The organism is Arenimonas sp., assembly GCF_044348765.1.
GTDB lineage: Bacteria > Pseudomonadota > Gammaproteobacteria > Xanthomonadales > Xanthomonadaceae > Arenimonas.
Window position 1 is genome coordinate 1 of the sequence record NZ_JBIKSE010000008.1, and the last position, 22,613, is coordinate 22,613.

General features: G+C 60.8%; 23 protein-coding genes and 1 other RNA gene. 12 read left to right on the top strand and 12 right to left on the bottom strand.

Annotated features, from left to right (window positions below):
• Positions 1-180: hypothetical protein (locus ACIQ0Q_RS02495; protein WP_395771368.1), on the bottom strand; the 180-nt coding region annotated here is incomplete at its 3' end.
• 138 nt (positions 181-318) lie between these two features.
• Between ACIQ0Q_RS02495 and ACIQ0Q_RS02500 the strand changes: the two genes are divergently transcribed.
• Genes ACIQ0Q_RS02500 through ACIQ0Q_RS02515 form a run of 4 tightly spaced genes read left to right on the top strand, consistent with a single transcriptional unit; the run spans position 319 to position 4,833 of the window.
• Positions 319-1,851 (top strand): aldehyde dehydrogenase family protein, encoded by a 1,533-nt coding sequence (locus ACIQ0Q_RS02500; protein WP_395771369.1) that lies wholly within the window; start codon positions 319-321, stop codon positions 1,849-1,851.
• Positions 1,851-2,882 (top strand): quinone-dependent dihydroorotate dehydrogenase, encoded by a 1,032-nt coding sequence (locus tag ACIQ0Q_RS02505; protein WP_395771370.1) that lies wholly within the window; start codon positions 1,851-1,853, stop codon positions 2,880-2,882. Before ACIQ0Q_RS02500 ends, ACIQ0Q_RS02505 begins: the two co-directional genes overlap by 1 nt.
• Entirely contained in the window at positions 2,882-3,919 is a 1,038-nt protein-coding gene (murB, locus tag ACIQ0Q_RS02510; RefSeq protein ID WP_395771371.1) for a UDP-N-acetylmuramate dehydrogenase, read from the top strand. The genes ACIQ0Q_RS02505 and murB overlap by 1 nt, the downstream gene beginning before the upstream one ends.
• 44 nt (positions 3,920-3,963) lie before the next feature.
• A complete protein-coding gene (locus tag ACIQ0Q_RS02515) occupies positions 3,964-4,833 on the top strand; it encodes a DMT family transporter (protein ID WP_395771421.1) in 870 nt (289 codons plus the stop codon).
• 12 nt (positions 4,834-4,845) lie between these two features.
• Here the strand turns inward: ACIQ0Q_RS02515 and ispG are convergent, their stop codons facing one another.
• Positions 4,846-6,075 (bottom strand): flavodoxin-dependent (E)-4-hydroxy-3-methylbut-2-enyl-diphosphate synthase, encoded by a 1,230-nt coding sequence (gene ispG, locus ACIQ0Q_RS02520; RefSeq protein ID WP_395771372.1) that lies wholly within the window; start codon positions 6,073-6,075, stop codon positions 4,846-4,848.
• A gap of 140 nt (positions 6,076-6,215) precedes the next feature.
• Between ispG and xseA the strand changes: the two genes are divergently transcribed.
• The 4 genes from xseA to ACIQ0Q_RS02540 all read left to right on the top strand — a co-directional run bounded on the left by xseA (position 6,216) and on the right by ACIQ0Q_RS02540 (position 10,701).
• Positions 6,216-7,568 carry an exodeoxyribonuclease VII large subunit gene (xseA, locus tag ACIQ0Q_RS02525; protein ID WP_395771373.1) on the top strand — a complete coding sequence of 451 codons (1,353 nt, stop codon included), beginning with the start codon at positions 6,216-6,218 and terminating at the stop codon, positions 7,566-7,568.
• Positions 7,561-9,324, top strand: a complete 1,764-nt coding sequence (locus ACIQ0Q_RS02530; protein WP_395771374.1) for an ABC transporter transmembrane domain-containing protein — start codon at positions 7,561-7,563, stop codon at positions 9,322-9,324. The genes xseA and ACIQ0Q_RS02530 overlap by 8 nt, the downstream gene beginning before the upstream one ends.
• A gap of 65 nt (positions 9,325-9,389) precedes the next feature.
• Positions 9,390-9,818, top strand: a complete 429-nt coding sequence (locus ACIQ0Q_RS02535) for an META domain-containing protein (RefSeq protein WP_395771375.1) — start codon at positions 9,390-9,392, stop codon at positions 9,816-9,818.
• 19 nt (positions 9,819-9,837) lie between these two features.
• Positions 9,838-10,701 carry a neutral zinc metallopeptidase gene (locus ACIQ0Q_RS02540; protein ID WP_395771376.1) on the top strand — a complete coding sequence of 288 codons (864 nt, stop codon included), beginning with the start codon at positions 9,838-9,840 and terminating at the stop codon, positions 10,699-10,701.
• Positions 10,702-10,766: 65 nt separating this feature from the next.
• On the opposite strand, the gene ACIQ0Q_RS02545 is transcribed toward ACIQ0Q_RS02540, so the two are convergent.
• The 5 genes from ACIQ0Q_RS02545 to hrcA all read right to left on the bottom strand — a co-directional run bounded on the left by ACIQ0Q_RS02545 (position 10,767) and on the right by hrcA (position 16,453).
• Entirely contained in the window at positions 10,767-11,459 is a 693-nt protein-coding gene (locus ACIQ0Q_RS02545; protein ID WP_395771377.1) for a murein L,D-transpeptidase catalytic domain family protein, read from the bottom strand.
• A 189-nt stretch (positions 11,460-11,648) separates the two neighbouring features.
• A complete protein-coding gene (dnaJ, locus tag ACIQ0Q_RS02550) occupies positions 11,649-12,770 on the bottom strand; it encodes a molecular chaperone DnaJ (RefSeq protein ID WP_395771378.1) in 1,122 nt (373 codons plus the stop codon).
• Positions 12,771-12,844: 74 nt separating this feature from the next.
• The gene (gene dnaK / locus ACIQ0Q_RS02555; protein ID WP_395771379.1) at positions 12,845-14,752 is read right to left on the bottom strand and encodes a molecular chaperone DnaK; all 1,908 of its coding nucleotides are present in this window, start codon (positions 14,750-14,752) and stop codon (positions 12,845-12,847) included.
• 78 nt (positions 14,753-14,830) lie between these two features.
• Complete coding sequence (grpE, locus tag ACIQ0Q_RS02560) at positions 14,831-15,361, bottom strand: nucleotide exchange factor GrpE (protein WP_395771380.1); 531 nt, start codon at positions 15,359-15,361, stop codon at positions 14,831-14,833.
• Positions 15,362-15,418: 57 nt separating this feature from the next.
• Entirely contained in the window at positions 15,419-16,453 is a 1,035-nt protein-coding gene (hrcA, locus tag ACIQ0Q_RS02565; protein ID WP_395771381.1) for a heat-inducible transcriptional repressor HrcA, read from the bottom strand.
• 111 nt (positions 16,454-16,564) lie between these two features.
• Between hrcA and recN the strand changes: the two genes are divergently transcribed.
• Positions 16,565-18,235, top strand: coding sequence for a DNA repair protein RecN (recN, locus tag ACIQ0Q_RS02570; RefSeq protein WP_395771382.1), 1,671 nt, complete (start codon positions 16,565-16,567; stop codon positions 18,233-18,235).
• Positions 18,236-18,249: 14 nt separating this feature from the next.
• Here the strand turns inward: recN and fur are convergent, their stop codons facing one another.
• Complete coding sequence (gene fur, locus ACIQ0Q_RS02575) at positions 18,250-18,657, bottom strand: ferric iron uptake transcriptional regulator (protein WP_395771383.1); 408 nt, start codon at positions 18,655-18,657, stop codon at positions 18,250-18,252.
• Between the two features lie 76 nt (positions 18,658-18,733).
• On the opposite strand from fur, the gene ACIQ0Q_RS02580 reads away from it, so the two are divergent.
• Positions 18,734-19,117, top strand: a complete 384-nt coding sequence (locus ACIQ0Q_RS02580; protein ID WP_395771384.1) for an outer membrane protein assembly factor BamE — start codon at positions 18,734-18,736, stop codon at positions 19,115-19,117.
• Positions 19,118-19,163: 46 nt separating this feature from the next.
• On the opposite strand, the gene ACIQ0Q_RS02585 is transcribed toward ACIQ0Q_RS02580, so the two are convergent.
• Together ACIQ0Q_RS02585 and ACIQ0Q_RS02590 are read right to left on the bottom strand one after the other, a co-directional pair.
• Complete coding sequence (locus ACIQ0Q_RS02585) at positions 19,164-19,457, bottom strand: RnfH family protein (protein WP_395771385.1); 294 nt, start codon at positions 19,455-19,457, stop codon at positions 19,164-19,166.
• 1 nt (position 19,458) lies between these two features.
• On the bottom strand, positions 19,459-19,884 hold the full coding sequence (locus tag ACIQ0Q_RS02590) for a type II toxin-antitoxin system RatA family toxin (protein WP_395771386.1): 426 nt from the start codon (positions 19,882-19,884) through the stop codon (positions 19,459-19,461).
• Between the two features lie 39 nt (positions 19,885-19,923).
• Between ACIQ0Q_RS02590 and smpB the strand changes: the two genes are divergently transcribed.
• The gene (smpB, locus tag ACIQ0Q_RS02595; RefSeq protein WP_395771387.1) at positions 19,924-20,424 is read left to right on the top strand and encodes an SsrA-binding protein SmpB; all 501 of its coding nucleotides are present in this window, start codon (positions 19,924-19,926) and stop codon (positions 20,422-20,424) included.
• A 124-nt stretch (positions 20,425-20,548) separates the two neighbouring features.
• Positions 20,549-20,901: a transfer-messenger RNA gene (gene ssrA / locus ACIQ0Q_RS02600) on the top strand.
• A 119-nt stretch (positions 20,902-21,020) separates the two neighbouring features.
• Here ssrA and ACIQ0Q_RS02605 read toward each other — a convergent pair.
• A complete protein-coding gene (locus ACIQ0Q_RS02605) occupies positions 21,021-21,518 on the bottom strand; it encodes a hypothetical protein (RefSeq protein WP_395771388.1) in 498 nt (165 codons plus the stop codon).
• Between the two features lie 92 nt (positions 21,519-21,610).
• On the bottom strand, positions 21,611-22,597 hold the full coding sequence (locus ACIQ0Q_RS02610) for a zinc-dependent alcohol dehydrogenase family protein (RefSeq protein WP_395771389.1): 987 nt from the start codon (positions 22,595-22,597) through the stop codon (positions 21,611-21,613).
• Positions 22,598-22,613: the final 16 nt, after the last annotated feature.

Sequence of the window (22,613 nt, forward strand, 5' to 3'; positions counted from 1 at the left end):
CAGATGCACCGCCCAGTGGATGCCGGCGATGAACGCGGCGATCACCGCGCCATAGGCCGCGGTCCATGGCTGCCAAGGCGCGGCCGCGGGCGCAAACAGCTGTCCGGCCAGGCCGATGGCAAACGGCAGAATGCCGGCGTAGGTCAGCAGACGTGCGGTGGCAGTCGAATTCGGCGACATGGCTTCTCCTTGGCAATGCTTAAGCATAATTCAGGCCGATGGGATTCGGCGTGAACCCCGGCGCAGCGGCGCTGAAGGATCGGAAAAGGCGGTCAAATCGGGTAAAATAGCGGTTTATTGCCCCTGTTTGGAGTTGTCATGACGCACCCCGTTCTCGCTGCCCTCGGCCTTTCCGACACCGAATCCGGCACCTACCTCGGCCGCGGCGAATGGTCCAAAACCACCGATGCCGGCGTGCTGGAACCGGTCAACCCGAGCACCGGCGAAGTCATCGGCCGCGTTTACGCCTCCAGCCAGAGCGATTACGACACCCTCATCGCCCGCGCCGAAGAAGCCTATGCCATCTGGCGCAGCACCCCGGCCCCGAAACGCGGCGAAGCCATCCGCCTGTGTGCCGACGCCCTGCGTGCCCACAAAGACGCGCTTGGTTCGCTGGTGGCCTTTGAAATGGGCAAGATCAAACCCGAAGGCGACGGCGAAGTGCAGGAAATGATCGACATCGGCGATTTCGCCGTGGGTCTGTCGCGCCAACTGTACGGCCTGACCATGCACTCGGAGCGTCCGGGCCACCGCATGTACGAGCAATACCATCCGATCGGTCTGGTCGGCATCATCTCGGCCTTCAACTTCCCGGTCGCGGTCTGGGCCTGGAATGCTTTTCTCGCCGGCGTGTGCGGCGATATCTGCATCTGGAAACCGTCACCGAAGACGCCGTTCTCGGCCATCGCCGCGATGAAGATCTGCAACGAGGCCCTGAATAAAGCCGGCTTCCCGGATCTGTTCTTCCTGTTCAACGATGCCGGCACCGAAATCGCCCAGAACTTCGTGGACGATAAACGCGTGGCCCTGATCAGCTTCACCGGTTCGACCCACGTCGGCCGCATGGTCGGCGAGCGCGTGGCGCGCCGCATGGGCCGTTCCCTGCTGGAACTGGGCGGCAACAACGCCATCATCGTCGACGACAGCGCCGATCTGAAACTGGCGATTCCGGCCATCGTGTTCGGTGCCGTCGGCACCGCCGGCCAGCGCTGCACCACCACCCGCCGCCTGTTCGTGCATGAAGCCCTGCGCGATGTGGTGGTCGAAAAGCTGGTCGCCGCGTACAAACAAATCGAAACCAAAATCGGCGATCCGACTCTGGCCACCACCCTGATGGGTCCGTTGAACTCGAAAGAAGCCGTGGCGCAGTTCCTGAAAGCCATCGACGGCGCGAAAGCGGCCGGCGGCACCGTGCTGACCGGCGGCGCGGCCATTGAAGGCCGCGGCAATTTCGTGCTGCCGACCATCATCGGCAACATCAAAAATTCCGATGCCGTGGTGCAGGCCGAAACCTTCGCCCCGATCCTGTATGTGATGACCTTCAAGACCCTGGATGAAGCCATCGCGCTGCAGAACGCCGTGCCGCAAGGCCTGAGCTCCGCCATCTTCACCCAGAACCTGAAAGCCGCGGAAGCCTTCCTGGCCGCCAGCGGCTCCGACTGCGGCATCGCCAACGTCAACATCGGCACCTCCGGTGCCGAGATCGGCGGCGCCTTCGGTGGTGAAAAAGAAACCGGCGGTGGCCGCGAGTCCGGCTCGGATGCCTGGAAGGTGTACATGCGTCGTCAGACCAACACCATCAACTATTCGGATTCGCTGCCGCTGGCCCAAGGCATCAAGTTCGACTTCTGATGTATTCCCTGGCCCGGCCCCTGCTATTCTGCATGGACGCCGAGCGTGCGCACACGCTCGGTCTGGCGGCGCTGGAAACGGCCTATCGCACCGGCTTGAACCCGCTGTTGGCAGTCAAACCCAAGCCGCTGCCGACCCAAGCCTTCGGCATCAGTTTTCCGAACCCGGTCGGCTGCGCTGCCGGGCTGGATAAGAACGGCGAGCACATCGATGCGCTGATGGCGCTGGGTTTCGGTTTCGTGGAAATCGGCACGGTCACTCCGCGCCCGCAGGCAGGCAACCCCAAGCCACGCATGTTCCGCCTGAAAGACGAGATGGGCCTCATCAACCGGCTCGGCTTCAACAACCACGGCGTCGATGCCCTGGTCAAAAACGTCGCGCGTTCCAAACGCGAAGGCATCCTCGGCATCAACATCGGCAAGAACAAAGACACGCCGAACGAGCGCGCCATCGACGACTATCTGCATTGTCTCGAGCGCGTGTACGACTACGCCGACTACATCACCGTCAACATCTCCTCGCCCAACACCCAGGGCCTGCGTGATCTGCAGGGCGAAGAAGCCCTGCGCGTGTTCGTCCACGAACTGCGTGCCGCGCAGGAAGCTCTGGCCGCCGTGCGCGGCCGCCGCGTGCCGATGCTGGTCAAGATCGCGCCGGATCTGTCGGAAGCGGAAATCGAAGGCATCGCCGGCGTGTTCAACGCCGCCAAACTCGATGGCGTGATCGCCGGCAACACCACGATCGACCGCAGCATGCTCGGTCCGAACCCGATTGCCGGCCAGGTCGGCGGCCTGTCGGGTAAGCCGCTGTACGAAAAGGCCACGCACACCCTGCGCCGGCTGCGTCTGCACTTGGACAACAGCATTCCGATCATCGGCGTCGGCGGCATCACCGAAGGTGCCGATGCGCTCGGCAAAATCTCGGCCGGCGCGTCCTTGGTGCAGATTTATACCGGTTTCATCTACCGCGGTCCGGAACTGATCGGCGAGTGCGTCAATGCCATGCGCCGCCACCGTCTGGGTGCAGACTGATGCAGCCCCTGCCATGGGCCGATGACGTCTCGCTGGCCGGCCGCAACACCCTGCACATCGCCGCACGCGCGGCGGCCATGTGCGATGTCCGCGATCCGTCCCGTATCGGTGAGGCTTTCGATCTGGCTGCGATGAAAGGCCTCGAGGTGCTGGTGCTGGGCGAAGGCAGCAATGTGCTGTTCGCCGCCGACTACCCGGGACTTGTGCTGTGCCTGAGCGGTGATGACTGCAGGATCCTGGAACAGAACGACAGCCAAGCGCTGATCCGCGCCGAAGCCGGCATGCTCTGGAACGAACTGGTGCATTGGACCCTGGCCCGCGGCTGGAACGGTCTGGAAAACATGGCATTGATTCCCGGTACGGTCGGTGCCTGCCCGATCCAGAACATCGGGGCCTACGGCGTAGAGGTGGGCGAGTTCATCGAGACCGTGGAAGCTTTCGACCGCGTCAGCGGGCGCATCAAACGCCTGAGCCATGCCGAGTGCGCGTTCGGCTACCGCGACTCGCGCTTTAAACGCGAACGCGATCAATGGGTGATTACCGCCGTCGAGTTCCGTCTGGATAAAACCCGGCCCTTGAAAATGGCTTACGCCGGCGTACCGGAAGAGCTGGCCGCGATGGGCATCAGCGAACCGAAAGCGCTGCATCTGGCCGAGGCCATCAGCCGCATCCGCACCCGCAAGCTGCCGAATCCGGCCCTGATCGGCAATGCCGGCAGTTTCTTCAAAAATCCGATGCTGTCCGATGCCGACGCCGATGCCCTGAAGACCACGCATCCGGAGTTGCCGGTGTTTCCCTCTGGCGTGGACGGTCATAAAAAACTCTCGGCCGCCTGGTTGATTGAAAAATCCGGCTGGAAAGGCTACCGCGAAGGCGACGCCGGCATTGCCGAACAGCACGCGCTGGTGCTGGTCAATCACGGCAAAGCGACCGGCGCCGAACTGCTGGCGGTGGCCCGCAAGGTGGTGGACTCGGTGCAGGCGCAATTCGGTGTGGCATTGGAACCGGAACCGCGCATTCTCGGTGCCGATTTTTGATTCCCGACAAACACACGCATCCGACCGCCCGTGCGGTGCTGTTGATGCTGTTCAGCACGCTGTTGTTCGGTTTGATGGCGGTGGTCATCCGCCTGGCCTCTGAAACGCAACATCCCTTCGAGATCGCGTTCTTCCGCAACCTGTTCGGTCTGCTGTTCACCCTGCCGCTGCTGTTCAAGCACGGCCCAAGCCTGCTGAAAACGGCCAAACTGCCCTTGTATCTGTTGCGTTGCGCGATCGGCACGGTCGGCATGCTGTCCGGGTTCTGGGCCATCGTGCATCTGCCGCTGGCGCAGGCCGTGGCGATTTCCTACTCGACCCCGCTGTTCGTGACCATCGGAGCGGTCTGGGTATTGGGCGAAACCGTCCGTGCCCGGCGCTGGGCGGCGGTCCTCATCGGTTTCATCGGCGTGCTGATTCTGCTGCAGCCCGGCGCCGACAGCTTCACCGGTGCCAGTCTGGTCGCCTTGCTGGCAGCGCTGATGAGCGCGAGCGTGGCGATCTCCATCAAATTCCTGACTCGCACCGAAAGCCCGGATGCCATCGTGGTGTTCACCACCGCCTTGTGGGTGCCGATGTCGCTGGTGCCGGCTCTGCTGTTCTGGCAAACGCCCTCGGGCATCACCTGGCTGTGGCTGGTGCTGGCTGGATTATTCGGCACCGTGGCGCACATGTGCTGGACCCGCGCCCTGCAGCTCGGCGATGCCTCCATCCTGACTCCGATCAGCTTCATGCAGGTGCTGGTGGTCGCCGTGTTCGGCTGGTGGCTGTTCGACGAAGGCGTTGATCACTACACCCTGATCGGTGCGCTGATCATCTTCGGATCCAACCTGTATCTGGCGCACCGGGAAATCACCCGCGCTAAACCGGCGGTGACCGATCCCGAGATCTTCTCGGACACGCTGCAGCGTTGACGGTGCTGAAGATTATCCGCGTTTGTATTTATGTTCGACGTAGGCATCGATCAGCGCGGTGAATTCCTGGGCGATGTTGTCGCCGCGCAGAGTCAGTTTCTTTTCGCCATCGATGAACACCGGCGCCGCCGGCGCTTCGCCGGTCCCCGGCAATGAAATGCCGATGTCGGCATGCTTGGACTCGCCCGGTCCATTGACCACGCAGCCCATCACCGCCAACGTCAGATGTTCCGCGCCCGGGTGGCTGATTTTCCATTCCGGCATTTTCGCACGCACGTGCTCCTGCACCGATTTGGCCAATTCCTGGAAGAACTCCGAGGTGGTCCGGCCGCAGCCCGGGCAGGCGGTCACCAGGGGTGTGAAGGCGCGCAAGCCCATGGTCTGCAAAAGCTCCTGGGCCACAATCACTTCCTGGGTGCGTGAAGCGCCCGGTTCCGGGGTCAGCGAAATGCGGATGGTGTCGCCGATGCCCTCCTGCAGCAATACCGCGAGCGCGGCGGTGGAGGCCACGATGCCCTTGCTGCCCATGCCGGCCTCGGTCAGGCCCAGATGCAAGGGATACGCGCAGCGTTTGGCCAGATCGCGGTACACCGCGATCAGCTCCTGCACGCCGGAAACCTTGGCCGACAGCAGGATGCGGTTGTGCGGCATGCCGAGCTGTTCGGCCCGTGCCGCCGAATCCAATGCCGAGCGCACCAGGGCCTCCTGCAGCACCCGGGCTGCACTCCAGGGCTCGGAGCGCAGTGCGTTTTCATCCATCATCTGCTGGGCCAGCGCCTGATCGAGCGAACCCCAGTTGACGCCGATGCGCACCGGTTTTTCATAGCGGTTGGCCAGATCGATGATGGCGCCGAACTGGCTGTCGCGTTTTTTTCCGAAGCCGACATTGCCCGGATTGATGCGGTACTTGGCCAGACGCTCAGCACAGGCCGGCTCGTCAGTGAGCAATTGATGGCCGTTGTAATGGAAGTCACCGACAAGCGGCACATCGATGCCCATCATCGCCAGTTTGTCAGCGATTTGCGGCACGGCTTTGGCCGATTCCGGATTGTTGACGGTAACCCGCACCACTTCCGAGCCGGCACGCCAAAGCTCGGCGATCTGCTTGACGCTGGCGGCGATGTCGGCGGTGTCGGTATTGGTCATCGACTGCACCACGATCGGCGCACCGCCACCGACGGTGGCGCGACCGACTTTCACGGCATGGCAGGGGCGACGGGGGATCGGGGAATCACTCTGCATGGAAATACCTGTTCAGCCCGGCTCGATGAGCAGGATGCAATCGCGGTTGACGCCCGGAGCTGCAGATTCCGTCAACGTCTGCTCAAGCCGATAGTCTAATGGAAATCGCGGAATTCCGTGCAGTCAGGTATCCTATACCGGTGATTTCTGCCCTTTCTCCCGCCACCGAACGCCGCATCTTCAAGCCGGCACAGCTCAATGCCTTGGCCCGCGATTTACTTGAATCCAACTTCAGCCAGATCTGGCTGGAGGGCGAAATCAGCAATCTGTCCCGGCCGGCCTCCGGCCACCTGTATTTCAGCCTGAAAGATGCATCGGCCCAGGTCCGTTGCGCCATGTTCCGCAACCGCGCCATGCTGTTGTCGGCACCAATCAAAGACGGCCAGTTGGTGCTGGTGCGGGCACGCGTGACGCTGTATGAAGCCCGCGGCGAATACCAGTTGTCGGTCGAGTCCATCGAGCCGGCCGGACAGGGCGCATTGCAATTGGCCTATGAGCGCCTGAAAGCCAAATTGGACGCTGAGGGTCTGTTCGCCACCGACCGCAAACGGCCGCTGCCACGCTGGCTGAAACGGCTGGGCCTGATCACCTCGCCCCGCGGCGCCGCTGTCCACGATGTGCTGTCGGTACTGGAGCGGCGTTTTCCGCTCCTGCCGGTGGAGCTGTGGCCGGTTCCGGTCCAAGGTGCCGAAGCTGCTGCCGAAATCCGTATCGCCCTGCAGGCCGCTCTCGCCAGCGGCCGCTACGATGCCATTTTGATTACCCGGGGCGGCGGCTCACTGGAAGACCTGTGGCCATTCAACGATGAAGCCCTGGTGCGCCTGGTGGCCAGCGCCCCGATTCCAGTGATTTCGGCCATCGGCCACGAGGTGGATTTCAGTCTGCTGGATTTCGCCGCCGATCTGCGGGCACCGACACCGTCGGCAGCGGCGGAGTTGCTGTCGCCGGATGCCGGGGAACTGCAACGGCGCCTGAATTTACTGGCACAAAAACTGCAGCAGGCCATGCGCGGCAGATTGCAGTCCGCAGCACAGCGCAACGACACCGCCCTGCTCCGTCTTCAGGCAGTCCGGCCGGCACAGCGTCTGCACAATGGCAGCCAACAGCTGCAGGCCCTGCGCGTACGTCTGCAACATGCCATGCAACAACGCCTGCTCAGTCCCGCCCAGCGGCTGCGCCTGGCCACGCACCGCCTTGACCGCGCCGGACCGCAGAACCGCATCGCCCTGCAACGCGCGGGCATCACCGCGCTGCAACAGAGCCTGCATCGCAATCTGCAACGTCAGCTGGACCGACGCATCGATCGTCTGAAACAGGCCGGCATCGGCCTCAATGCACTCAGCCCGCTGGCCACGCTGGCCCGGGGTTACAGCATCCTGCGCGATCACGACAGCCGCGTGATCCTGCGTCCGCAGCAGGTCAGGCCGGGTCAATCCTTGAACGCACAGCTCAGTGAAGGCCGCCTGCGCCTCCGAGTAGACCCCGATGAATGACAAACCGGCATCGGCCAGTCGGCCGATCAACACCCTGAAAGGCCTGCTGCCATTCCTGAAGCCGCATCGGCGCTTATTGCTGTTCTGGTTGCTGGCCTTATCGGTGTCATCGAGTGCAACCCTGTTTTTTCCGGTCGCCCTCAAACATCTGGTCGATCAGGGCTTTTCCCGGGACGGTGACATCGACCGCTGGTTCCTGCTGCTGTTCGCCGTCGCCTCCCTGCTGGCTCTGGCCACGGCCGCCCGCTTCTATTTCGTATCCCTGCTGGGCGAACGCGTCATCGCCGATCTGCGCAAGCAGCTGTACGCCCATCTGATCCGGCTCGACCAGCGCTTCTTCCATGAAACCCGCTCCGGCGAACTGATCTCGCGGCTGTCGGCCGATGCCGAGCTGCTGCGCACGGTGCTCGGCTCAAGCATGTCCATTGCCTTGCGCAGCGCCATCACCGTGGTCGGCAGTGCGGTGATGATGGTGATCACCAATCCACGGCTGGGCGCCTATGTCCTCATCGGCATCCCGTTGATGGTATTGCCGATGGTGCTGTCCGGCCGCAGTGTGCGCGGCGCCTCCAAAAACAGCCAGGACCGTCTGGCCGATGCCAACGCGCGTGCCAGTGAAACCTTCAATGCCGTGCACACCGTGCAGAGCTTCGTACGCGAAAATTATGAAACCGGACGCTTCACCGCCGCCATCGATTATGCCCTGGCGGCCGCGCGTAAACGTATCGGGCTGCAGTCGGCACTGACCGCATTTGCCATTCTGATTATTTTCGGAGGCATCACCCTGATTCTCTGGTCGGGGGCACGCAGTGTGGTCTCCGGCAGCATGAGCGCCGGCACGCTCACGCAATTCGTGTTCTACGCCATGATCGGTGCCGGCTCGGTTGGCGCCTTGGCGGAGGTCTGGGCGGAAGTGCAGCGGGCGGCCGGCGGCATGAGCCGCATCGCCGATCTATTCGCGGAGCACAGCGCACTGACGGTCGCCGAAAACCGGGCTGTCCAGGACGGCAAACAGGCGATTCATTTCGAACAGGTCGCATTCAGCTACCCGAGCCGGCCGGATGACAAAGCCCTGCAGGATTTCTCGCTGGCGATCCGTCCGGGTGAAACCGTGGCGCTGGTCGGGCCTTCGGGCGCCGGCAAGAGCACGGTGTTCCAGCTGCTGTTGCGCTTCTACGATCCGCAGCATGGCACGATCCGTCTCGGTGATGCGCCACTGGCGGCACTGGCGGTCGATGATCTGCGTCGGCAGATCGCGCTCGTGCCGCAGGACCCGGTGATTTTCGGCGGCAGCGCCCGCGACAACATCCGCTACGGCCATCTGGATGCCGATGACGACGCGGTCAAACGCGCCTGCATCGCCGCCGAAGCCTGGGAGTTCATCCAGGCTCTGCCCGAAGGACTCGACAGCGCGCTTGGCGAACATGGTGCCCGCCTTTCCGGCGGCCAACAACAGCGCATCGTCATCGCCCGTGCCCTGCTCAAAGATGCACCGATTCTGCTGCTCGACGAAGCCACCAGCGCGCTCGATGCACAGTCCGAACGGGCGGTACAGGTGGCGCTCGAACACCTTATGCAAGGCCGCACGACACTGGTCATTGCCCACCGGCTTGCTACCGTGCTGAAAGCCGACCGCATCGTAGTGATGGATAAAGGCCGCGTTATCGCCACTGGCACCCATCAGAGCCTGATGGCCGAGAACGGTCTGTACGCGGAACTGGCGCGCTTGCAGTTCAACGACTCCCATGCCGGCTGAGTCTCGCCTCATGGGAGTGTCCGTGGCATCATAAGACTGGGTTATCGAGAACTGGAGAGAACAGTATGCGTGGATTTATTTTTTCCATGATGATGTTGCTATTACCCGCCTGCGCCGGCACCACGATAACGACGCTGCCCGTACCCGATCCGCTGCGCGATACCCAATGGCAGTTGCTGGATATCCAGTACTTGGACGATACCGTGCTCAAACCCGATACGGCCGGCAAATATATCCTTCGTTTCACGAGTGATGGCAGCGTCAGCATCAAGGCCGACTGCAATATGCTCGGCGGCAGCTATACCTACACATCGCCGTCCGGCCTTGAATTCGGGCCACTGCGCAGCACCATGGCGTTCTGCGGCGAAAAATCCCTCTACAACCGATTCACCAAGGACATGCCGTTCGTGCGCTCGTTTGTGATCAAGGACGGCAACCTGCATCTGGCCCTGATGGCTGATGGCGGTATTTATCAATTCTCCCCGTTGCCCTGAGTCGGGCTGAGGACTTTTCATGAAATGGCGTGGGCAACGTGAAAGCAGCAATGTCGAAATCGGAAGCAGCAGCGGTCGCGGCAGCAGTATGAAAATGGGTCTGGGCGGCGCTGTGCTTGTCATTATTCTCGGCCTGATCATGGGCAAGAATCCGATGGAAATGCTTGGCTTTCTGGCGCAGATGCAAAGTGCCGCGCCACCGGCAGCAAACATACCGATTGATTCGAACGCTCCGGTCACCGAAGAACAGCAATTTTCAAAAGTGGTGCTGGCCTCCACCGAAGACGTCTGGGGCCGAATTTTCAGCGCCAGTGGCCAGCAGTATCCGGCACCGACCATGGTATTGTTCAGCGGTTCGGTTCAATCGGCCTGTGGCGGTGCCACCAGCGCTGTGGGCCCGTTTTATTGTCCGGGCGATCGCAAGGTCTATCTCGATACCCAGTTTTTCGATGAAATGACCGCCAAACTCGGCGGTGGCGGCGATTTCGCGCAAGCCTATGTCATTGCCCACGAAGTCGGCCATCACATCCAAACCCTGACTGGCGTCTCCGACCAGGTGAATAAAGTCCGCGCCAGAGGCGGTACCGTCGAAGGTGACGGCGGCCTTTTGGTGCGTCAGGAACTACAGGCCGATTGCTACGCCGGCCTTTGGGCGCATTACGCCCAACAGGAAAAACAATGGATGGAGTCCGGCGACCTGGAAGAAGCCATCAACACCGCCCAGGCCATCGGCGACGACACCCTGCAGCGTCGGAGCCGGGGCATGGTGATGCCTGATTCTTTCAGCCATGGCAGCGCCGAACAGCGCATGCACTGGTTCCGCCGGGGCTTCGATAGCGGCGATCTGGGCCAATGCGACACGTTCAGAGCCAGAACAATTTGATTGATTGCTCAACGGAACTGTAATCGCTTCCAGATCAGCGGGTAATCGGTTCCGAATGCCTTATCTCAGCGAGCACTTTGTGACGTACTATCCGGAGGCAGGGCCAACAGCGCCAGATTCTCGGTCTTGCACAGCGAGAGCTTCTCGGTGCCTGGACCGTGGGAATAGATGAATTGCCCCTGTTTGAGGGTGTCAATCATCGGTTGGGCGACTTCACGACGTACCGCCGGACAGCCCCAGGACCGACCCAGACGACCCATGGCCATGGCGGCGATGGGGTTCACATACGGCGCACCATGCATCACGATCAGACGCCGCAGCGCCGATTCGTTGAAGCCTTTGCTCAGGCCATGCAGTCGCAGGGAATAGCCGTTGCCGCCCTGATAGGTGCTGTCGGTCAGGAACAGGCCAAGACTGGTCTGGTGACTGCCTTCGCGGTCGGAGAATACATTGGGAATGTCATGTCCGGATCCTTGACCATGGGCGACGTGTTCTTCGAACAACAGTTTCTGCTGTTTCAGATCCAGCACCCACAGCCGCGGCAGGCGCGAGGGAATGGTGTAATCGATGATGGCGACCCTGCTGGCATTGATGCCAACCCCGTTCTTGCGGGCACAATTCATTGCGGAAACGGCTTCGTTGATGACTGAGGGTTTGATTTTCGGGGCCAGACGCGCGATTAACGAAGCGTCGATGGACTGGGCGTGGACTGGAATGGCGGAAAAAAGACCGAGGGCTAACAGGGACAGAAATCGCATCGGGTGCTCCAAAGGCTGAGAGACATCGCGAGAGTTTATCCACCTTAACGAAAACCCAGACTGAACACAAGTCCATTTAATGAACTAAAAATGAATCAATTCATAAAGATATGTTCAAATCCTGTTAAGTAACTGCAAGCTTGAGCGCAGCAGTAGAGCGGCTCTCCATCTTGGGCGCCATAATGCCCGCTAGGAAATGATCCGATCCAGAAAGGACTTCACACCATCGAAGAAGCTGCTGGACTTCGGGGAATGCTTGGCACCGGCGTCACCCTCGAAGGTTTGTTCGAAAGTTTCCAGTAATTCGCGTTGCTTTCCGGTGAGATTGACCGGGGTCTCCACCACCACCCGACACAAGAGATCACCGGTACCTTGGCTGCGCACCGATTTCACACCCTTGCCGCGCAGACGGAACACCTTGCCGGTCTGGGTTTCGGCGGGCACATTCACGAGGGCTTCGCCCTGAAGAGTCGGTACGCTCAGTTCGGCACCGAGCGCGGCCTGACTGAAACGAATCGGTACTTCACAGTAAAGGTCATTGCCTTCACGCTGGAAGATCGGATGCGGCCGGACATGGACTTCCACATACAGATCACCGGCAACACCGCCGGCCGGCGCGGCCTCGCCTTCGCCTTGCAGACGGATCCGGTCATCGGTATCGACGCCGGCCGGAATTTTGACCTGCAGGGTTTTCTGGCTCTGCTTACGGCCCTGACCATGGCAGGACTTGCAAGGCTTGGCGATGGTTTCGCCGCGACCGCCACAGGACGGACATGGCTGCTCCATGGCGAAGATGCCCCGCTGCATACGGACCTGGCCCCGACCCTGACAGGTTTTACAGGTGTCGCTCTTGCCATCTTCAGATCCCGAGCCTCTGCAGGGTTCACAGGCAATCAGAGTCGGGATGTCAACCTGCTTGTCGACACCGAACACCGCTTCTTCCAGGTCCAACTCGAGTACATAACGCAGGTCATTGCCTCGCCGGGGACCACGCTGACCGCGTCCGCCGCCGAAAATGTCACCGAAGATGTCACCGAAGATATCCCCCATGTCGGCATAACCGGCTCCGCCGCCACCCATGCCATGTTCGAATGCCGCATGGCCGTGGGCATCATAGGCGCGGCGCTTGGTGACGTCGCTCAACACCTCATAGGCTTCTTTGGCTTCCTTGAACGCGTGCTCAGCCTTGTCATCGCCTGGATTGCGGTCCGGGTGATGCTTCATCGCCAGACGGCGGTAGGCTTTCTTCAGGTCTTCCTCACTGGCATTCTTGGCTACACCGAGGACTTCGTAAAAATCACGCTTGCTCATGACGGACAATCCGGTTCTACTTCACGGAAAAACCCACACCGGCAACAGACCGGTGTGGGTCGGAATCAACATGCTTACTTCTGGTCGTCTTTGACTTCGGTGAATTCGGCATCCACCACGTCATCACCGGCTGGCTGCGCCTGGGCCGGACCTTCCGGCTGGGCAGCGGCTGAAGCAGCGGCATACAAGGACTGCGCGGCCTGACTGAGGGCCTCGGTCTTGGCCTCGATCTGGGCCTTATCGTCACCCTTCATCGCGGTTTCCAGATCGCTGAGCGCGGTTTCAATCGCGCCGAGCTGATCACCCGGCACTTTGTCGCCGTGCTCCTTGATGGCGGAGCGGGTGCTGTGCACGGCAGCATCAGCCATGTTGCGGGTGGTCACCAGCTCATGGAACTTCTTGTCATCTTCGCGGTGCGCTTCAGCATCCTGCACCATCTGCTGGATTTCCGCTTCCGACAGACCGGAACCGGCCTTGATCTCGATGCGCTGCTCTTTGCCGTTCTTCTTGTCCTTGGCCGAAACATGCAGGATGCCGTTGGCATCGATGTCGAAGCTGACTTCGATCTGCGGCATGCCGCGCGGCGCGGCATCGATGCCGGCCAAATCGAAGCGGGCCAGAGACTTGTTGTAGCGGGCCTGTTCGCGCTCGCCCTGCAGCACGTGCACGGTCACCGCCGACTGGTTGTCCTCGGCGGTCGAGAAGGTCTGCGAGGCCTTGGTCGGGATGGTGGTGTTCTTCTCGATGATCTTGGTGAACACGCCGCCCATGGTTTCGATACCGAGTGACAGCGGGGTGACGTCGAGCAGCAACACGTCTTTCACGGTACCGGCCAACACACCGCCCTGCACGGCGGCACCGATGGCGACGGCTTCGTCCGGGTTGACGTCTTTACGCGGTTCCTTGCCGAAGAATTCGGCCACGGCCGCCTGCACTTTCGGCATGCGGGTCATGCCGCCGACCAGGATCACGTCGGACACATCGGCGGCGCGCAGGTTGGCGTCTTTCAAGGCGATACGACAGGGCTCGATGGTCTTCTTGACCAGATCATCGACCAGGGCTTCCAGCTTGGCGCGGGTCAGCTTGATATTCAGGTGTTTCGGGCCGGAAGCGTCGGCGGTGACGTACGGCAGATTGATGTCGGTCTGCTGCGAGCTCGACAGTTCAATCTTGGCACGTTCGGCGGCGTCTTTCAGGCGCTGCAGGGCAAGCGGATCCTTGCGCAGGTCGATGCCCTGCTCCTTGTTGAACTCTTCCACCAGGAAATCGATGATACGGTTGTCGAAGTCTTCGCCGCCGAGGAAGGTGTCGCCGTTGGTGGCCAGTACTTCGAACTGCTTCTCGCCGTCGATTTCGGCGATTTCGATGATCGATACGTCGAAGGTGCCGCCACCGAGATCGTATACGGCGATCTTGCGGTCACCGCCTTTCTTGTCGAGGCCGTAGGCCAGAGCGGCCGCGGTCGGCTCGTTGATGATGCGCTTGACTTCCAGACCGGCGATACGGCCGGCGTCCTTGGTGGCCTGGCGCTGCGAGTCGTTGAAGTAGGCCGGCACGGTGATGACCGCTTCGGTGACCGCTTCGCCCAGATAGGCCTCGGCGGTTTTCTTCATTTTTTCCAGAACACGTGCGGAAATTTCCTGGGCCGCCATTTTCTTGCCTTCGGCGGTCTGCACCCAGGCGTCGCCGTTGTCATGCGCGACGATGCCATACGGCACCAGATCAATGTCTTTCTTGACTTCAGCGTCGGTGAATTTGCGGCCGATCAGGCGCTTCACTGCAAAGAAGGTGTTTTTCGGATTAGTCACGCCCTGGCGTTTGGCCGAGGCGCCGACGATGACTTCACCGTCCTTGGTGAAGGCCACGATGGACGGCGTGGTGCGATCGCCTTCCGCATTCTCGATGACTTTGGCAACGCCGCCTTCCATTACGGAAACGCAGCTGTTGGTGGTGCCCAGATCGATGCCGATGATTTTACCCATGTCTGTTTCTCCTCAGGATGTGTTGATTGGAGGCGTTATCGCCGTCTGTTTCAGGATGTGTGGGGCTTTTGCCGGATTTCAAGCGCCGGCGACCACGACCAAGGCCGGGCGCAGCAGGCGTTCATTCAGCAAGTAACCTTTCTGGAACACCTGCACCACGGTATCGGGTGCGGCATCGCTGCCGTCCTGCCGGCTGATGGCCTGGTGCTGATCCGGATTGAACGGCTGGCCGACCGGGTCAATCAGCTGCAGGCCGTTGTCGGCGGCGACTTTCAGCAGTTGTTTATAAGTCAGGTCAAGTCCTTCACGCAGCGGGCTGTCGTGACTGCCGGCCGTACTTAAACCGGCATCCAGGCTGTCGAACACCGGCAGCAGATCACCGAGCAGACGCTCGTTGGCGAACTTGCGGGCCATGTCCACGTCACGCGCCAGACGCTTGCGCTGGTTGTCGAGCTCGGCGCGTTCGCGCAAACGCTCTTCCTGCATCTGGGCCACGGCGGCCTTGAGCTGCTCGAAATCGGCCAGCAGTTGCTGCTGGGCATCGATTTCCGGGGTTTCAGGGCTGTCGGGAGTTTCCGGAGATTCCGGAACGGGATCGTTCGTATGCATGAGCCTTGTCCATGAAAAACCGCCCGAAATCCGGGCACAAGGCAGATTTGGGGATGCTCAGTCCAGTTTCAAGGCATCGCCGAGCAAATCGGCGGTGGCTTGGACAATCGGGATGACCCGTTCATAGGGCATCCGGGTCGGTCCAATCACACCCAGCACACCCAACACCTGACCCTGGCTGGAGTACGGCGCGGTAATCACCGTACAGGCCTGCAGCGGCGCCAGGCCACTTTCTTCGCCGATGAACACCCGCACGCCCTGGGCATCGGCGCAGGATTCGAGCAGGCCGAGGATTTCGCGCTTGCGGGAAAAGGCTTCGAACAAGCTCCGCAGACGGTCCATGTCGGACAGGCCCTGGGCGCCCATGAGCTGGGTCTGGCCGGAAAGCACCATGTCTTCCGGGCGCGGCTCGGCGGCGAGCAGCTGCTGGGAGATGTCAAGGGCGGCGCTCAGCAAGGTGTCCATTTCCGATTTGGCCTGCTGCATTTCGGCGACCAGTTGCCGGCGAATCTGGGCAAAGCCCTGGCCCGCGAAATGGCGGTTGAGATAATTGGCGGTCTGCTCCAAGGCCTCAGGGGAAAACGGGCGCTGCAACTGGACGATGCGGTTCTGTACCTCGTTGTCGGGAAAGACCAGGATGACCAGTACCCGATTGTCATCGAGCGCGAGGAAATCGATGTGCTTGAATGCCGACTGCCCGCGCTGTGGTACGGTCACCACGCCGACGAACCGGCTCATCGCCGACAGCATCTCGCTGGCCTGTGCCAACAGCGCCTGGGTTCCCGTACCGGGTGCCATCTGTTCGCGCAGACGTTCCAGCTCGGGTTCGCGCAAGGGCGCCACCTCCAGCAGGGAGTCGACGAACAGGCGGTAAGCCTGCGCCGTCGGTACCCGCCCGGCCGAGGTATGCGGGGCCGCCAGCAGACCGACATCCTCGAGGTTGGCCATGATGTTGCGGATAGTGGCCGGGCTCACCTCCAGACCCGCCTGCTTGGCCAAGATGCGGCTGGGCACCGGCGTGCCCTCGCGGATATGCTGGGCGATCAGGGTGTGCAACAAACGACGGGCGCGCGGGTCAAGCGGAAAATTCATGCCGTTAGCATAGGACAAAGCGGCCGCCGGGCATAGCATTGGCATGCATTCCGATTCAAAATTCGGAGATGCCTGCGTTATTGCCGGTACAAATCGGGCAAAATAGCCGCTATGTTGACGCAATTGCAACTCACCAATTTCGCCGTGGTCTCGGCCAATGATCTGGCTCTGTGCGCCGGCTTCACCGTCGTCACCGGCGAGACCGGTGCCGGCAAATCCTTGATGGTGGATGCCCTGCTCTGCCTGACCGGTGCCCGCGCCGACTCCGGCATGGTCCGCTTTGGCAGTGAACGCGCAGAACTCTCGGCCGTGTTCGATCTGGCCGATGCTCCGGAAGCCCTGGCCTGGCTGAAGCAAAACGACTGCGACGAAGACGGCGAATGCCAACTGCGCCGGGTCATCCGCGCCGATGGCGGCTCCAAAGCGTGGATCAATGGCCGTAACGCCACATTGTCCCAATTGGCGGAGTTGGGTGGGTTGCTGTTGGAAATCCATGGTCAGCATGAGCAGCAGAATCTGCTCGAACGCCGCAAACAGCTTGGTCTGCTGGATGAATTCGGCCAAGCCGGCAATCATCTCGCCCAGGTTCAGGACCTGACGCGCCGTTGGAATGCCTTGCAGCAGCAGATCGACCGGCTGCAAAGCCAAGGCGATGTCAGCGCACGCATTGCCGATCTGGAGCACCAGTTGCAGGAGCTGAACCGACAACCGATCGATCCAGCAGGCATCGCTGAAGCCCTTGCCCGGCACAAGCGCCATAGCCAATCCCAACAACTGCTTGCCGCCACCGCTTCGGCATTGGCGCAACTGGATGGAGATGAAGCCAGCAATGGTTTGGCTCTGCTGCAGTCCGGCGCCGCTCAGCTCGGTCGTTGGCAGACGGAAGAGCCGGCACTGGCGGGGGTCGTGGAACTGCTCGAATCTGCCAGTATCCAGGTCAAGGAAGCGGTATCCCAACTGCAGCAATGGCAGGATGGCATCGAACTGGATGCCGGCGAATTGGCCACACTGGAATCCCAGCTCAGCTATTGGCACGAACTGGCCCGCCGTCACCGCATCCCGATGGAATCACTTCGGGAAAAAGCCGATGCCCTGCAGCAGGAACTGGAGAGCTTGCGCGGTGCCGGCGAGACTCTGGAGGCCCTTCTGTCTGAACGCAAAACCGCCGCTGCCGAATGGCAGCAGGCCGCTATTATCCTGTCTGCAAAACGGCAACAGGCGGCTGATCGTCTGGGCGCCAATGTCAGTTCTCTGATGACGGAACTGGGCATGGCCGGGGGACAATTCCTTGTTGAACTCGAAACCAATGCCGATGCGCAACCCCAGCTTCATGGTGGCGAGCGTTGCGAATTCATGGTCTCGGCCAATCCCGGACAGCCGCCCCGGCCGCTGCGCAAAGTGGCTTCCGGCGGTGAGTTGGCACGTATCAGTCTGGCCATCGAAGTGGCCACACTCGGCCTTGACCCGATACCGACCATGGTGTTCGACGAAGTCGATGCCGGCATCGGCGGCGCGGTCGCCGAAGTGGTCGGGCAGAAGTTACGGGCCCTCGGCAAAGCCTGCCAGGTCCTGTGCGTAACGCACTTGGCGCAGGTGGCCAGCTTGGGCAACCAGCATCTGCGCGTGGCCAAACACAGTGACGGCAGCTCGACGCAAAGCCAGGTCATGCCGCTTGTGGGCGATGCCCGCGTACAGGAAATTGCACGCATGATGGGCGGTAAAACCCTTACGGCACAGACTCTGGCGCACGCCGCCGCGATGCTGGATCACGGACAAGCGTAAGCGCGGTTTGACGATTATTTTTTCGGACGCACGTACAGGACCAGACTGTGGTCCTCGATGTCATAGCCGTGTTCAGCGGCGATCTGTTTCTGCAGACGCTCGATCTCCGCGTTGCTGAACTCAATGACTTTGCCGGTTTCGACGCAGACCATATGATCATGATGCTGACCGCGGTCGAGTTCATAGACCGCGGTACCCCCTTCGAAGTTGTGCTTTTCGACCAGACCGGCGGCCTCGAACTGGGTCAGCACGCGGTAAACCGTCGCAAGGCCAATGTCTTCGCCGTCCGCCAACAGGCGGCGGTAAAGATCTTCGGCACTCAGGTGGCGCACCCCTTCCGAACCCAGAATTTCCAGAATCCGGATGCGCGGGTGGGTCACTTTCAGTCCCAGTTTCTTCAGGTCGCTGCTTTGTACAGGCATGGGCGTGCAACTTTTTCCGTCTACGGCGGTCGTAAGCTAGTGTATCATTGAGGTCTGAACAATTGTGAAGAGTGCCATGCGTAAGCTACTCCCCCTCGCCGTTGCCGTACTGCTGCTGAGCGCTTGCCGCTTCGTCTACAAACAACCGGTGTTCCAAGGCAATCTTCTGGACAAAGCCAGTGTCGAACAGTTGGCTCCCGGCATGACCCGTCCGCAGGTCTATGCTCTGCTCGGCTCTCCGGCAGTCGAAGACCCTTTCCACAAGAACCGCTGGGATTACATCGCGACCCAGCGCCGCGGTCACGGCCAGACCGACATCAAAACCTTCACCGTGCATTTCGACGGCGACACAGTGGCGCGCTGGGAAGGCGAATATTTCGCCGAACAGGATGCCCAGTTGGCCGCGGAAATGGCCAAGTTCGGCAATCTGCCGAAAGACGATAAAAAGAAGAAGCGCTGAGCGGCGCGGATTCCCAAATCAGGCGGCTGCGGCCGCCTTTTGCGTTTCAGCGTTTGGATTTCTTCACTGGATTGTCGGCAGCACGCAGGCGGCGGGTATCTTTCGGGTCACGGATGAGCGGACGCAACAACTCGATGCGGTCATTCGCATGCAGGGGTTCGTTCACGCGAACCATGCGGCCATACACGGCCAGAAATTCCGGCAATACCTTGAGGTTCGGTGGAAACAGACCCGGGTCCATGGCCGACAGGGCCTGCTGCACACTGGCGCCGGCCGGAAGCTGGAGCTCCTGACGCCAAACCCGATCCGGCTCGGCATAGACGATTTCGATTGCAATCATCTCAGTCATCGTGGTCGGCCTGCCGGCAGAAATCATCGACCATGCGGTCGGCCAAACCCTGGAAGCCCAAGGCGAAGGCGGGTGACAGCAGGCTGTTGGCCTCGAAATCGAGGCTCAGGCTGACCTTGCAGGCATCTTCGGCCAATGCGTGGAAAATCCATTCTCCGCGCAGATGACTGAACGCCCCCTCCTCCAACCGCATCTGGATGCGGCGGGGTGGCGCCAGGGTGTTTCGGGTGGTGAAGGCACTGCGGATGCCGGCAATGCGCAGCTCCAGACGCGCGCGCATCACGAATTCGGTATGTTCCAGCACTTCCGAAGCAGTGCACCAGGCGAACCAGTCCGGATAGCAGTCGACGGCGTTGACCAGCTCGTACATACGTTTCGCTGAATGACGAACCAGCGCGTGGCGTTGGATTTTCGGCATGACGTTCCTGCGTTCGGCAAAATCGGCGACAATAGCCGAATGGTGAAGAAGAATACCGACAAGAATAGCGCAAGCCAAGGTCAAAAGACGATTGCCCTGAACAAAACCGCGCGCCACGAATACCATCTGGAGGCACGCTTTGAAGCCGGCATCAGTCTGCAGGGCTGGGAGCTCAAGGCCATCCGTGCCGGCCGGCTGGCCATGAGCGAAAGTTACGCGGTAGTCAAAGGCGGCGAGATCCTCTGGTTTGGTGCGCAAATTACCCCGCTGCTATCGGCCTCGACGCATGTGATTGCCGACGACCGTCGCACCCGCAAACTGCTGCTGCACCGCCATGAAATCGACAAACTGGTCGGCAAGGTCGAGCGCGACGGCTATACCTTGATTCCGACCGCTTGCTACTGGAAAGGCAACAAGGTCAAACTGGAGATCGCGCTGGCCAAAGGCAAGCAGGCCCATGACAAGCGTCAGGCCAGCAAGGACCGCGACTGGCAGCGCGAGCAGCAGCGCGCGATGCGCCGCCACAATAAGAACGCCTGATCCGTCGAATGCGCCCAGGATCATATCGGCGATGATTTTTATGAATGCCGGTTCATCGGCCATTGAAAAAGCTATCGGGAAGCCGCATACTGGAGAGGTTGAATGAATTTGTTTGACCGCTTTCGGGGGTGTTCTGGCTTCGACGGGGGTTGCAAAGTTATTTGGCGCATGCCGAGGGGGCGACTTTCCTCGTTAATCCAGTAGCAAAACTCTAGTTGCCAACGACGACAACTACGCTTTAGCCGCTTAAGGCTTCGCCCCGAACCCACTTGTGTCCATGCTCGTCGGTGTAGGGTCATTATCATGGAACCGTTCCAGGTGGCGACCCGTCAGCCCGGAATCAACTAAAGCGGGTATGTTTGCAGGTGTGCTTCGTACGTTGTGTTGCCTGCCGACGAGACTGAACAACGGACTAAGCATGTAGTGCTGGAAATGGCGCGCTTTCGGACGCGGGTTCAACTCCCGCCACCTCCACCAATCACCCCCCGCCCCGGCGGGGGTTTGTTTGGAGGCTCCCGGTAAGTCATGACTCGTGGCAATCCGGCACAGAAACTCGTGCTACCCATCTGAAAAAGCAAGAACTGCGTCTCTAGGATTTATTTTTCGGAATCTTTTTTCATTTCACTGGCGATGACATTGGCTTGATGCGCCAAGCGTACCGCTTCCGCCGCAGCTTCAGCGGCAATACGTGAGGCATCCGAGGCTTCAGCGGAGGCCTTGAGCGATGCAGTCTCTGCTTGATGGGAAACGGCAGCGGCGGCGGCAGCGGCGGCAGCAGCGGCGGCGGCGGCGGATTCAACTGCAGCCATGGCGGCCATGGATGCAGCGGTGGCCGCTACCTGTACCGCGAGCATGATTTTCTCCGAGCGCGCTTCCTTGACCACTTCATTGGCATTCATAGCAGCAATACGGGACTGCTCGCAGGAACGGGCGGCTCGTTTGGCGGCTTCCGAAGCATGCATAGTCAGCAAGCTCAGACTGCTCAAGGATTCCTGGTAACGCGCATTGATACCCGTATAGATAGCGCGCAGGTCGGATAGCTCTCGCTCGAATTCTGCAAACTTGTCATCAATTGACTGAGGCTGTTCTTTCATTTGCGACCCTAATTGCGATATCGATTGAACTCTGTCGATTACCCTGACTTACCGAAATCATACACCCTGCTGAGATTAAAACATAATTCAGCTTATCCGTTCGGCACCAGCAGAATTTTGCCCTTGCGCTCGCCGGCTGCAGCGGCAGCTACGGCGTCTTTGATCTGATCAATGGGGTAAGTGGCCTGAATACGCGATTTCAGCCTGCCGGATGCGATCAAGCTGGCCACTTCATCGAAAACGACCGTGCGCTGGGCCGGCGTAGCGCGGATGAACCATTTCGACAGCCAGAAACCGCGCAGACTTAGGTCACGAAACACGAATGAGGCCGGCGACACCTGGCAGGGTTCGCCGCTCATCGCGCCGTAATTCACCAATACACCGCCATCGGCCAGGGCCATCGCCAGACGATCTGTGCTGGCACCGCCGACGGCATCGATGCCGAGCCGGATGGCAGCAGCGCCGGTAGCTTCCCGCACGCGCTTGGCCAGATCCGGTGCATCCACCAGCACCACATCGCCGCCGATCTCGCACACACCGGCCACCGCCGATTCGCGGCGCACTACATTCACCGTTTTCAGGCCACGTGCTTTCGCCAACTGGATCAGATAGGCACCGACGCCGGAATTGGCTGCATTCTGGATCACCCATTCGCCCGGTTGCAAGTCAACGAATTCACGCAACATCAGCAAAGCGGTCGGCGGATTGACCGTCATCATCGCCAGCTGCAGCGGATCGGCATCGTTCGGCAAAGGCATCAGGGATTTGGCATCGGCCAGAACATGCGTGGCCCAGGTGCCGCAGCCGACCGGCAACAGTACGGTCTGCCCGATCGCAGGCCCCTGGGTATCCGGCCCGAGTGCGAGCACCCGGCCTACACCTTCATTGCCACCTACTGCCGGCAACGCTGGCAACATGCCATACAGGCCGGTCAGGGTCAGTACATCGGAAGGATTGATCGGTGCTGCCAGTACCTCCAGAAGGGCCTGGCCGCTGGCCGGTTCGGGCGTCGCCGATTCAACCATGGTAATGGACGCCTGCGGATCGGGACCGCGTTCGGTGTATTGGGCTCGCTTCATGATTTGCTTCCTGTAT

Excerpts from the sequence above, each read along its gene's own strand:
- ACIQ0Q_RS02590 (WP_395771386.1), bottom strand. The coding sequence starts at position 19,884 with ATGCCGAAAATCCAACGCCACGCGCTGGTTCGTCATTCAGCGAAACGT.
- ACIQ0Q_RS02540 (WP_395771376.1), top strand. The coding sequence starts at position 9,838 with ATGAAATGGCGTGGGCAACGTGAAAGCAGCAATGTCGAAATCGGAAGC.
- dnaJ (WP_395771378.1), bottom strand. The coding sequence starts at position 12,770 with ATGAGCAAGCGTGATTTTTACGAAGTCCTCGGTGTAGCCAAGAATGCC.
- ACIQ0Q_RS02530 (WP_395771374.1), top strand. The coding sequence starts at position 7,561 with ATGAATGACAAACCGGCATCGGCCAGTCGGCCGATCAACACCCTGAAA.
- ACIQ0Q_RS02545 (WP_395771377.1), bottom strand. The coding sequence starts at position 11,459 with ATGCGATTTCTGTCCCTGTTAGCCCTCGGTCTTTTTTCCGCCATTCCA.
- recN (WP_395771382.1), top strand. The coding sequence starts at position 16,565 with ATGTTGACGCAATTGCAACTCACCAATTTCGCCGTGGTCTCGGCCAAT.
- ispG (WP_395771372.1), bottom strand. The coding sequence starts at position 6,075 with ATGCAGAGTGATTCCCCGATCCCCCGTCGCCCCTGCCATGCCGTGAAA.
- ACIQ0Q_RS02585 (WP_395771385.1), bottom strand. The coding sequence starts at position 19,457 with ATGATTGCAATCGAAATCGTCTATGCCGAGCCGGATCGGGTTTGGCGT.
- ACIQ0Q_RS02515 (WP_395771421.1), top strand. The coding sequence starts at position 3,964 with ATGCTGTTCAGCACGCTGTTGTTCGGTTTGATGGCGGTGGTCATCCGC.
- grpE (WP_395771380.1), bottom strand. The coding sequence starts at position 15,361 with ATGCATACGAACGATCCCGTTCCGGAATCTCCGGAAACTCCCGACAGC.
- murB (WP_395771371.1), top strand. The coding sequence starts at position 2,882 with ATGCAGCCCCTGCCATGGGCCGATGACGTCTCGCTGGCCGGCCGCAAC.
- ACIQ0Q_RS02500 (WP_395771369.1), top strand. The coding sequence starts at position 319 with ATGACGCACCCCGTTCTCGCTGCCCTCGGCCTTTCCGACACCGAATCC.
- ACIQ0Q_RS02580 (WP_395771384.1), top strand. The coding sequence starts at position 18,734 with ATGCGTAAGCTACTCCCCCTCGCCGTTGCCGTACTGCTGCTGAGCGCT.
- ACIQ0Q_RS02605 (WP_395771388.1), bottom strand. The coding sequence starts at position 21,518 with ATGAAAGAACAGCCTCAGTCAATTGATGACAAGTTTGCAGAATTCGAG.
- fur (WP_395771383.1), bottom strand. The coding sequence starts at position 18,657 with ATGCCTGTACAAAGCAGCGACCTGAAGAAACTGGGACTGAAAGTGACC.
- smpB (WP_395771387.1), top strand. The coding sequence starts at position 19,924 with ATGGTGAAGAAGAATACCGACAAGAATAGCGCAAGCCAAGGTCAAAAG.
- hrcA (WP_395771381.1), bottom strand. The coding sequence starts at position 16,453 with ATGAATTTTCCGCTTGACCCGCGCGCCCGTCGTTTGTTGCACACCCTG.
- ACIQ0Q_RS02505 (WP_395771370.1), top strand. The coding sequence starts at position 1,851 with ATGTATTCCCTGGCCCGGCCCCTGCTATTCTGCATGGACGCCGAGCGT.
- ACIQ0Q_RS02535 (WP_395771375.1), top strand. The coding sequence starts at position 9,390 with ATGCGTGGATTTATTTTTTCCATGATGATGTTGCTATTACCCGCCTGC.
- ACIQ0Q_RS02610 (WP_395771389.1), bottom strand. The coding sequence starts at position 22,597 with ATGAAGCGAGCCCAATACACCGAACGCGGTCCCGATCCGCAGGCGTCC.
- dnaK (WP_395771379.1), bottom strand. The coding sequence starts at position 14,752 with ATGGGTAAAATCATCGGCATCGATCTGGGCACCACCAACAGCTGCGTT.